At 60.4% G+C, this 8,571-nt stretch carries 6 protein-coding genes and 1 pseudogene; all 7 read right to left on the bottom strand.

Going from position 1 to position 8,571, the window contains the following annotated elements; translation table 11 throughout:
- Positions 1–602: HipA family kinase (locus EN893_RS38015; RefSeq protein WP_245490818.1), on the bottom strand; the 602-nt coding region annotated here is incomplete at its 3' end.
- A gap of 666 nt (positions 603–1,268) precedes the next feature.
- Positions 1,269–5,051, bottom strand: coding sequence for a vitamin B12-dependent ribonucleotide reductase (locus EN893_RS09960; RefSeq protein ID WP_127272269.1), 3,783 nt, complete (start codon positions 5,049–5,051; stop codon positions 1,269–1,271).
- 600 nt (positions 5,052–5,651) lie between these two features.
- Positions 5,652–5,963: a PilZ domain-containing protein gene (locus tag EN893_RS09955; protein ID WP_127268764.1), complete on the bottom strand. Its 312-nt coding sequence runs from the start codon at positions 5,961–5,963 to the stop codon at positions 5,652–5,654.
- A gap of 235 nt (positions 5,964–6,198) precedes the next feature.
- Positions 6,199–6,687, bottom strand: coding sequence for an NUDIX hydrolase (locus tag EN893_RS09950; RefSeq protein ID WP_127268765.1), 489 nt, complete (start codon positions 6,685–6,687; stop codon positions 6,199–6,201).
- A 212-nt stretch (positions 6,688–6,899) separates the two neighbouring features.
- Entirely contained in the window at positions 6,900–7,400 is a 501-nt protein-coding gene (gpt, locus tag EN893_RS09945; protein WP_006200882.1) for a xanthine phosphoribosyltransferase, read from the bottom strand.
- 132 nt (positions 7,401–7,532) lie between these two features.
- Positions 7,533–8,366, bottom strand: a complete 834-nt coding sequence (locus EN893_RS09940) for a universal stress protein (protein ID WP_127272270.1) — start codon at positions 8,364–8,366, stop codon at positions 7,533–7,535.
- Between the two features lie 81 nt (positions 8,367–8,447).
- A pseudogene (locus tag EN893_RS39125) lies at positions 8,448–8,571 on the bottom strand (competence/damage-inducible protein A); the annotation flags it as partial.

The following is an 8,571-nucleotide window of genomic DNA, read 5'->3' as shown; positions in this document are numbered from 1 at the left end:
AACCGGTCCAGGAACGATCTGGCAAATTCCACAGAGAAACCGTGTACTTTCCGTATCTTTTTACCGACCTGCACCGTCGGCATGCCTTGAGCAAGCCCAACTATGGCATTGTCATTCAAGATTGTTGAGCTGCCGAAGTCAATTATGTGCAGATTGGCGATCTCTTGACCGTCAATCAAGCCCGCCCGCTGGAACAGAAAATTGTGATCGTGCCGATCAGGATTGTAGATCAACTGATCAAAAGCATAGGTGGCTGAAAGCAAGTTGCGGATGCCTGGCACGTTGAGATTGCCGGGACCATCAAGAAGCAGCATGCTGGCTTCTAGGTCGCTCATGCAATGCGTGATCGCTTGTGAGCCGAATACAAGGGCTCCGCTTGGAGTCTGAAGCACCTTCATCGGAGGAACGGGTAGATTCAGAGACCTTGCGAACGACGTGCATATCCACTCAGTGGCGCAAACCTCGACCTCTCCGCCCATCCCTTTAACAAAATACCTCAATCCGTCGTCACAGAGCGCCACACCAGTTTGATGCACCGTAGTCTGACGGGGATTTGGCTTGTACTCAGTTATTCTGAGGGGAATGAATTCCAATTGCATCATAGGTTGGCATCCAGTGTCCCAAAAATCCCCCTGTCATAGTACCGCCCTACTCGGCGAACCCTGAAGTCACTTCGAATCAATTAAATTCTAATTGAATACTGGAAAAAGTCCATAAAATCAACATGGTGGCATTCATTGACAAAAGAACACCACATGCAGCTTTCTTGGGCAAAGTTGTTTGCCGGCCGCAGTCGAGCGACGGACAAACTCAAGGTGTTATCTTCTGCTCGGCGGCTCGTTCTTGGTGTCTCCGAAGCCGGGCTTGGGCACACGCTCGACTGTGGTTGTGTTCGGCCGGCGCTCTGCTTCCTTCACAGGAATGAATTGGCCGCTCTTCGAGCTTCGTCCAATGTCGAAAGTCTTGCGTTCGTTGGTGGTCATTTAGGTATCTTTCTTCTGGAGTTGCCTGAGCTACCTCGACTCCGAGAACCGACTCCCCATATGATACCTTTGCACAGGAGATGGGATTTCGGTCTCGTCGCCCCGCGTGGGCTCCGGCTTATTCGCGGTACCAAAGCCGGCCCAGTTTGGGTCGGCTTTGGTGTTTCTGGCACAAGTGCGCGATCTAAATTTTTTAGATGAGTTTCCTCTTTTGTTCCTTTTACCATTTCGGCCCAATCTTACGACCGGGCCGATGATGTTGCGTTTTAGCGCTTCAGACTTTCCTCAGCTGCACCCGCTGGTCGAACCGCACGTATCGCACTTCTCACAAGTCCCGTTCCGCACCATAGTGAAATTCTGGCACTCGGAGCAGGAATTGCCGGTGTAGCCCTGGAGCAGCGATTTGGCGCGGCGGTCGTTGGCGAGTTTCTTCGCTTCGGCCGCCTCAACGGCCGCAACGTCGGTGAACAATCCCGCCGTGGTATCGGAAGCAGCACCCACCGCCTCCTCGAAGGCGATGTCCTCGGCCAGTTCCTTTGCCCGCTCCTCATAGTCGCGTTTGTAGGCGACCGCTTCGTCGCTGGCGGGTTTCAGCGCCAGCACGTTGGAGCCGGAGAACGCGGTCGGTGCCGAGCGGGCAGGGGCGCCCGACGGGGCCGCAAAGCCTTTCGGATCGTTGCCGCTGACGCGCGACACCAGCTTCACCGGCGATGCGCCACGAGTCAGGCCCTTGGAAACCGCATCGGTCTTGCCTTCGCTGATGCCACGGCCAAGTGCGGTGTTGGAAAAGTCCGACTGGTCGACATGGGCGAGGTCGTTGCGCCCGAGATAGGAGATCGCCAGTTCGCGGAACACGTAGTCGAGGATCGATGTCGCGCTCTTGATGGCATCGTTGCCCTGCACCATGCCGGCCGGCTCGAACTTGGTGAAGGTGAAGGCGTGCACATATTCGTCGAGCGGCACGCCATATTGCAGGCCGAGCGAAATGGCGATGGCGAAGTTGTTGAGAAGGCCACGCAAGGTCGCGCCTTCCTTGTTCATGTCGATGAAGATCTCGCCGAGACGGCCATCGTCATATTCGCCGGTGCGCAGGAAGATGGTGTTGCCACCGATCTTGGCCTTCTGCGTGTAACCCTTGCGGCGGCCGGGCAGCTTTTCCTGCTCGCGCGACACGCGCTCGATGATGCGCTCGACGATCCGCTCGGTGATCTGTGCGGCACGTGCTGCCGCAGGTGCGGCGAGCAGCTGCTCGACGGCTTCGTCCTCGTCGTCCTCGCCATCGGCGAGCAGCGAGGAGTTGAGCGGCTGCGACAGCTTCGAGCCGTCGCGGTAGAGCGCGTTGGCCTTCAGCGCCAGCTTCCACGACAGCATGTAGGCGCCCTTGGCGTCTTCCACCGTCGCATCGTTGGGCATGTTGATGGTCTTGGAGATGGCGCCGGAAATGAAGGGCTGTGCAGCCGCCATCATCTGGATGTGGCTGTTGATGGACAGCGAGCGCTTGCCGATCTTGCCGCACGGGCTGGCGCAGTCGAAAACCGCCAGGTGTTCGGCCTTGAGGAACGGCGCGCCTTCCAGCGTCATCGCACCGCAGACGTGGATGTTGGCGGCCTCGATATCTTTCCGGGAGAAGCCGAGCGCCGGCAGGATCTCGAACGAGAAATCGTTGAGCTGCTCGTCGGTGAAGCCGAAATTCTCCTTCACCCAGTCGGCGCCGAGCGTCCACTGATTGAAGACGAACTTGATGTCGAAGGCCGACTTCAAGGCTGCGTTGAGCGCGGCGATCTTGTCGTCGGTGAAGCCCTTGGCCTTGAGCGCGCCGGGGTTGATGGCCGGCGCCTGGTTGAGGTTGCCGTGGCCGACCGCATAGGCCTCCATCTCGGCGATCTGGGCTTCGGAATAGCCGAGCGTGCGCAGCGCTTCCGGCACGGCGCGGTTGATGATCTTGAAATAGCCGCCGCCGGCCAGCTTCTTGAACTTCACCAGCGCGAAGTCGGGCTCGATGCCGGTGGTGTCGCAATCCATGACCAGGCCGATCGTGCCGGTCGGCGCGATGACGGTCGCCTGTGCATTGCGGTAGCCATGCTCCTCGCCGAGCTCGATGGCGCGGTCCCAGGCAGCCTTGGCGTGGGTCGCAAGGTCCTGCTGCTTCAGGTCGGAAGCGACCAGCGGCACGGGATTGACGGCAAGCTTCTCGTAGCCCTGCTTCTCGCCATAGGCGGCACGGCGATGGTTGCGCATGACCCGCAGCATGTTCTGCGCATTGCGGTCGTAGTCGGCGAAGGCGCCGAGTTCGCCGGCCATCTCGGCCGAGGTGGCATAGGCGACACCGGTCATGATTGCGGTGAGTGCGGCGCAGATGGCGCGGCCTTCATCGGAATCGTAGGGAATGCCCGACGTCATCAGCAGGCCGCCAATATTCGCATAGCCGAGGCCGAGCGTGCGGTATTCGTAGGACTGCTTGGCGATCTCCTTCGACGGGAACTGCGCCATCATGACCGAGATTTCGAGAACGATGGTCCACAGCCGCACGGTGTGCTCGTAGGCTGCGATGTCGATCGTGCCGTCGGCGTTGCGGTAGGGCAGCAGATTGATCGAGGCGAGATTGCAGGCCGTGTCGTCGAGGAACATGTATTCGGAGCACGGGTTGGACGCCCGGATCGCACCGGCCGATGCGCAGGTGTGCCAGTCGTTCATCGTCGTGTTGAAATGCAGGCCGGGATCCGCGGACGCCCAGGCGGCATAGCCGATCTTTTCCCAGAGGTCGCGAGCCTTCAGCGTCTTCAGCACCTTGCCGTCCTTGCGGGCGGTCAGGTGCCAGTCGGCATCGTCCTCGACGGCGCGCAGGAAATTGTCCTTCAGCGACACCGAATTGTTGGAGTTCTGGCCCGAAACCGTGAGGTAGGCATCCGAATCCCAGTCTGTGTCGTAGGTCTTGAACGACATCGAGCTATAGCCCTGCTTGGCGAACTGGATGACGCGGTAGATGTAGTTCTCCGGCACGGCGGATTTCTTGGCCGCCTTGATCTCGCGCTTCAGGGCGGAGTTGATCGACGGATCGAAGCAGTCGTCGCCATTGCCTTCGCAGTTGACGCAGGCCTTCATGATCGCTTCGAGATGCTTCTTGACGATCTTCGAGCCAGTCACCAGCGAGGCGACCTTCTGCTCTTCATTGACCTTCCAGTCGATGAATTCCTCGATATCGGGGTGGTCGGCGTCGACGATGACCATTTTGGCGGCGCGGCGCGTGGTGCCGCCCGACTTGATGGCGCCCGCCGCACGGTCGCCGATCTTGAGGAAGCTCATCAGGCCCGACGAGCGGCCGCCGCCCGACAGCTTTTCGCCTTCGCCGCGCAGCAGCGAGAAGTTGGAGCCGGTGCCGGAGCCGTATTTGAACAGGCGCGCTTCACGCACCCACAGGTCCATGATGCCGCCCTCGTTGACGAGATCGTCCTGCACGCCCTGGATGAAGCAGGCATGCGGCTGCGGATGCTCGTAGGAGGATTTCGACTTGGTCAGCTTGCCGGTGAACGGGTCGACATAGAAGTGGCCCTGGCTCGGGCCGTCGATGCCATAGGCCCAGTGCAGGCCGGTGTTGAACCATTGCGGCGAGTTCGGCGCGACGCGCTGGGTGGCCAGCATATAGGCAAGCTCGTCGCGGAAGGCGCGCGCGTCTTCCTCCGACCCCTTGAAGTAGCCGCCCTTCCAGCCCCAGTAAGTCCAGGTGCCGGCAAGCCGGTCGAAGACCTGACGTGCGTCGATCTCGGAACCGTAGCGCTCGGCTTCCGGCAGCTTCGCCAGTTCCGCCTCATCGGCGACGGAGCGCCACAGGAAGGAGGGGACGTCGTTCTCTTCGATCTTCTTCAGGCGCGCCGGCACACCGGCCTTGCGGAAATATTTCTGCGCCAGGATATCGGCTGCGACCTGGGAGAACTGCGCCGGCACGTCGATATTGTCCAAGCGGAACACCACCGAACCATCCGGATTCTTAATCTCCGAAAGCGCCTTGCGGAATTCGATCTCCGCATAGGCAGATTGTCCTGGCTTGGTGAAACGACGCTCGATGCGCATTGGTCCGGTCCCTTTTGTCTATATATAGCGCTTTCCTCCAGGGATTTCTGCCCCCGATGCGAAACGCGCATGTCCGCCGTCTGCCGGGCGTTCGAAAACGGCCGGCTCTCCATTTTCGCGGTCTCCGCCGGCCCTGCTGGTCAAACTCCTTGCGAAGCGCCTGCCCAACGCGCCGACGAACCCGCGGGTCCCTCAAAACTGATTTTTTCCGATTCCCTCGGTCGAGGGAAATTCACACTATCTAGCGTCGAACCTACCTGCAAACACTAAATATAGTATTAACAGACAATTTATTCAAGCCCGACAATTGTCCCTATCGTCCCCAACCGCCCCACAATCCCAACGCTTCCGCCGGCCTCGTAAACAGGCGGAAATGCGAGCAAAAACGCACATAATCCGGGAAAAAAGACCGGGCTCAGAACTTTCCGGTCGCACTCTCAACAGGAGCACATGGCCTATAAAAGGCGACTCGTTTTGCGCCGTCAAGGATTCGTTTGCGTAGCTTTTGTGACCCCAACATCTTGTGTGTCACATATGTGGATAACGGGGATAGAATGCAGGCGCGGATCACGATTTTCCGCGCGCAAGCTTGCCCGGGCGTCAGCCGTAATGCAGCCGGGGCTTTGGCTCGGTGCCGGTGAACTGCACCCCGATACGGTCGTTGCGACGCCAGCGGACCTCGCACCGATAGGCAATGCCGTCGAGCGGCACATAGAGAAGGAACCGATCTGGGACCCGGGCTTCGAGCGGTATCTTCAGTTCGGCGCCGCCTTCGTGCTGGTTGCGCAGCGTGCAACCGACTTCCGAATTCGAAATTCCGGTGATGATCGACCCACCCTTGAGCACGCGCGGACGATGCTCGCGCTGGGGGTCGTCGGACTCGTTTGGAATTGGATTTGCGGGATTCGCCATCGATCAAAAATACCAGAGCTGCCGAATCCTACCCTTGATTCCTTAGCAAAGCATTCATGTCGAAGCGCGGCAACGCGTGTCTAAAGCGTGTCGCGCTTGAACGGATTCAAGCGACCCGCTTTAGGTCCTTGCTTTTATGCATGTCGTTCTCCCAAAACCGAGGTCACTTTTGGGCGACATGCATTAGCCTTTGCAAGCCAGTCCCGTTTTGCAAAGAGAGCGGTGTGGCCGCCCGTCAGGAGAAGCTGTGCGGGTCGGCGCAGAAATAGGCGATGATCTGGCAAAGGTCGGGTTCGTTGACCATGCGCACCGCTTCGCTCGCACGGACCCATTTGCGGGTGCGTGAGTGTTTTTCCTTCCAGCGGTCCGCGACTTTGTCGACATGCAGTGGAAACACCAGGACCTCGCACGGCACTTCTTCGCCGGAAGCCAGGACCTTGGCGTAGAAGTAACGGCCGGCTTCAAGATGAGAGACACGGCCGCGCAGCCCGGCCTCCTCGCCGGCTTCGCGCGCCGCGGCCTCGCAGAGCGGCTCCCTGGCCTCTGGCCAGCCCTTGGGCAAAACCCAGCGGCCAGTATCGCGGCTGGTGATCAGCATGATTTCGACGCCGTCTCCCGCGTCGCGCCAGGGCAGGGCGGCAACCTGCAGGCGGCACGGCGCCGTGCCGAAGAGCCGTCGGACCCTTTCGGCCAGATGATTGTGTGTCGTTGGCCTCGTCAACATCGAAGAAGCTAGCCCCAGCCTCCGGAATCGTTTGCCGTCTCACGAATCTTACGGCTAATTGTCGGCAATAAAAGTAAAAAATTTCATTCGCCTGGCCGATTTCCGCCAATAGACGTCGATTTCGCTAAATATCCGGCCCTGCCGGACCTGTTTGCGAAAGCAATCATGCCCGGGTGCAAGCTGCTGGTCTGTAACAGGCAGGTAGTTGCGAATCAGCCGGCGTGGTCGTCGGCGATCGGCTTCTGGTAGGTGAAGCCCATGTCCCACGGGAAATAGATCCAGGTGTCCTGGCTGACTTCGGTGACGAAAGTATCGACCAGCGGCCGGCCTTTCGGCTTGGCATAGACGGTGGCGAAATGCGCCTTGGGCATCATCGCGCGCACGATGCCGGCCGTCTTGCCGGTGTCGGTCAGGTCGTCGATGATCAGCACGCCGGCGCCGTCGTCGGCGAGCAGGGCAGGGGTGATCTCCTTGAGGACCTGCAACTGCCCCTGGCTGGTATAGTCGTGATAGGAGGCGACGCAGACCGTCTCGATGACGCGGATGCCGAGTTCACGCGAGATGATCGCCGCGGGGACCAGCCCGCCTCGCGTAATGCAGACGATCGCTTTCCATTGTCCCTTGTTGGCGCCGGCAAGCCGCCAGGCGAGCGCCCGGGCGTCGCGATGGAATTGGTCCCAGGAGACCGGAAAGGCTTTTTCGGGAAGGGACATGTCGCGCACTCCACAGCACGCGGGGATCGCGCGCAGGAAAACAGGGGAATGCGCGCGGAATTAGCTGGAAAGCCCCCATCTTGGCAAGAGCAAGGGCCTTGGCAAAGGCAAGGGCCAGCGATCGCTGTGGACCTACCGCGACAGGAAGGCTGCCACCGGCGCAGTGCGCAGCACGCTGCGCGTCACGCCGCCGAACAGAAGCTGACGCAGCCATGAATGGCTGTAGGCGCCGAGCACCAGCAGATCGGCGCCGGTTTCCGCGATTCTGGTCTGGATGATGTCATCGACCGAATTGCCGCCCGACTGCTGCACCGAGACGCTGACGGTGGCGCCGTGGCGCGACAGCGCCGACGCGATTTCGGCGCCGGCGGCCTCCGGGCTGTCGTCGAGCGTTTCAGGAGGGTCGATAACCAATATGTCAGTCTTCTCGGCTTCGATGATGAAGGGCAGCGCGTCGAAGGCGGCCCGCGCCGCTTCCTTGCTGCCGTTCCAGGCGAGCAAGACGCGTTTGAAGGTGGTGATCAGCGGACCCTCGTGCGGCACCACCAGCACCGGCCGGCCGGCATCGTAGACCAGCGTGTCCACGTCCGCGCTGGAATCGCCGCCCGTTTCGCGCTGCGCCGCTATGATCAGGTCGGCGGCCCGCACGCTCGAAATCCCGGTCAGCGCGCTGTCACCCGAAAAGCTCTCAAGGCTTCGCCACTCGAAGGAAAGACCGGAATCCTCGATATGTCTGAGAAACAGCGCCTTTAATTTCTCGGCCCGTTCCCGGTTCATATCTGCCGAAACCTGCAGGAATTCGGTGTCCGGAAAGCCTGTGGCCGAGGTGTACGGCACGGGAAGTGTTTCGGCATGGATGCCGACCAGATGGCTCTGGAACCGGGTGGCGAGCGGAATGGCGCAGTCGAGCACGCGCTCGGCGTCCTGCTCGTTCTGCAGAATGGCGACGATGGTTTTGAATCGCATGACAATCCCTCGATTTACGAGCTGGCGAACTCGTGCCGGGGAAACGTTGCAGCGTCGTGCTTTGTTCCGGTCTGGACCAGATCAGCCGGGATTGCTGGCGAAGCCGGCGACCATCGCCTCGACGTCGGCGCGGGCGGCGTCCAGCGCCTCCTGGCTGCGGGCACGCACGACCAGCTCGGTCCAGAACTTGCCGTCGCCATATTTC

Source organism: Mesorhizobium sp. M7A.F.Ca.CA.004.04.2.1, assembly GCF_004022825.1.
In the GTDB taxonomy this organism is placed as follows: domain Bacteria; phylum Pseudomonadota; class Alphaproteobacteria; order Rhizobiales; family Rhizobiaceae; genus Mesorhizobium.
Note: the sequence above shows the minus strand (reverse complement) of the source record. Positions and strands in the feature narration are given on the sequence as shown.

Coding starts and splice junctions, on each gene's coding strand:
- EN893_RS09960 (WP_127272269.1), bottom strand. CDS start 5,051: ATGCGCATCGAGCGTCGTTTCACCAAGCCAGGACAATCTGCCTATGCG.
- EN893_RS09955 (WP_127268764.1), bottom strand. CDS start 5,963: ATGGCGAATCCCGCAAATCCAATTCCAAACGAGTCCGACGACCCCCAG.
- EN893_RS09950 (WP_127268765.1), bottom strand. CDS start 6,687: ATGTTGACGAGGCCAACGACACACAATCATCTGGCCGAAAGGGTCCGA.
- gpt (WP_006200882.1), bottom strand. CDS start 7,400: ATGTCCCTTCCCGAAAAAGCCTTTCCGGTCTCCTGGGACCAATTCCAT.
- EN893_RS09940 (WP_127272270.1), bottom strand. CDS start 8,366: ATGCGATTCAAAACCATCGTCGCCATTCTGCAGAACGAGCAGGACGCC.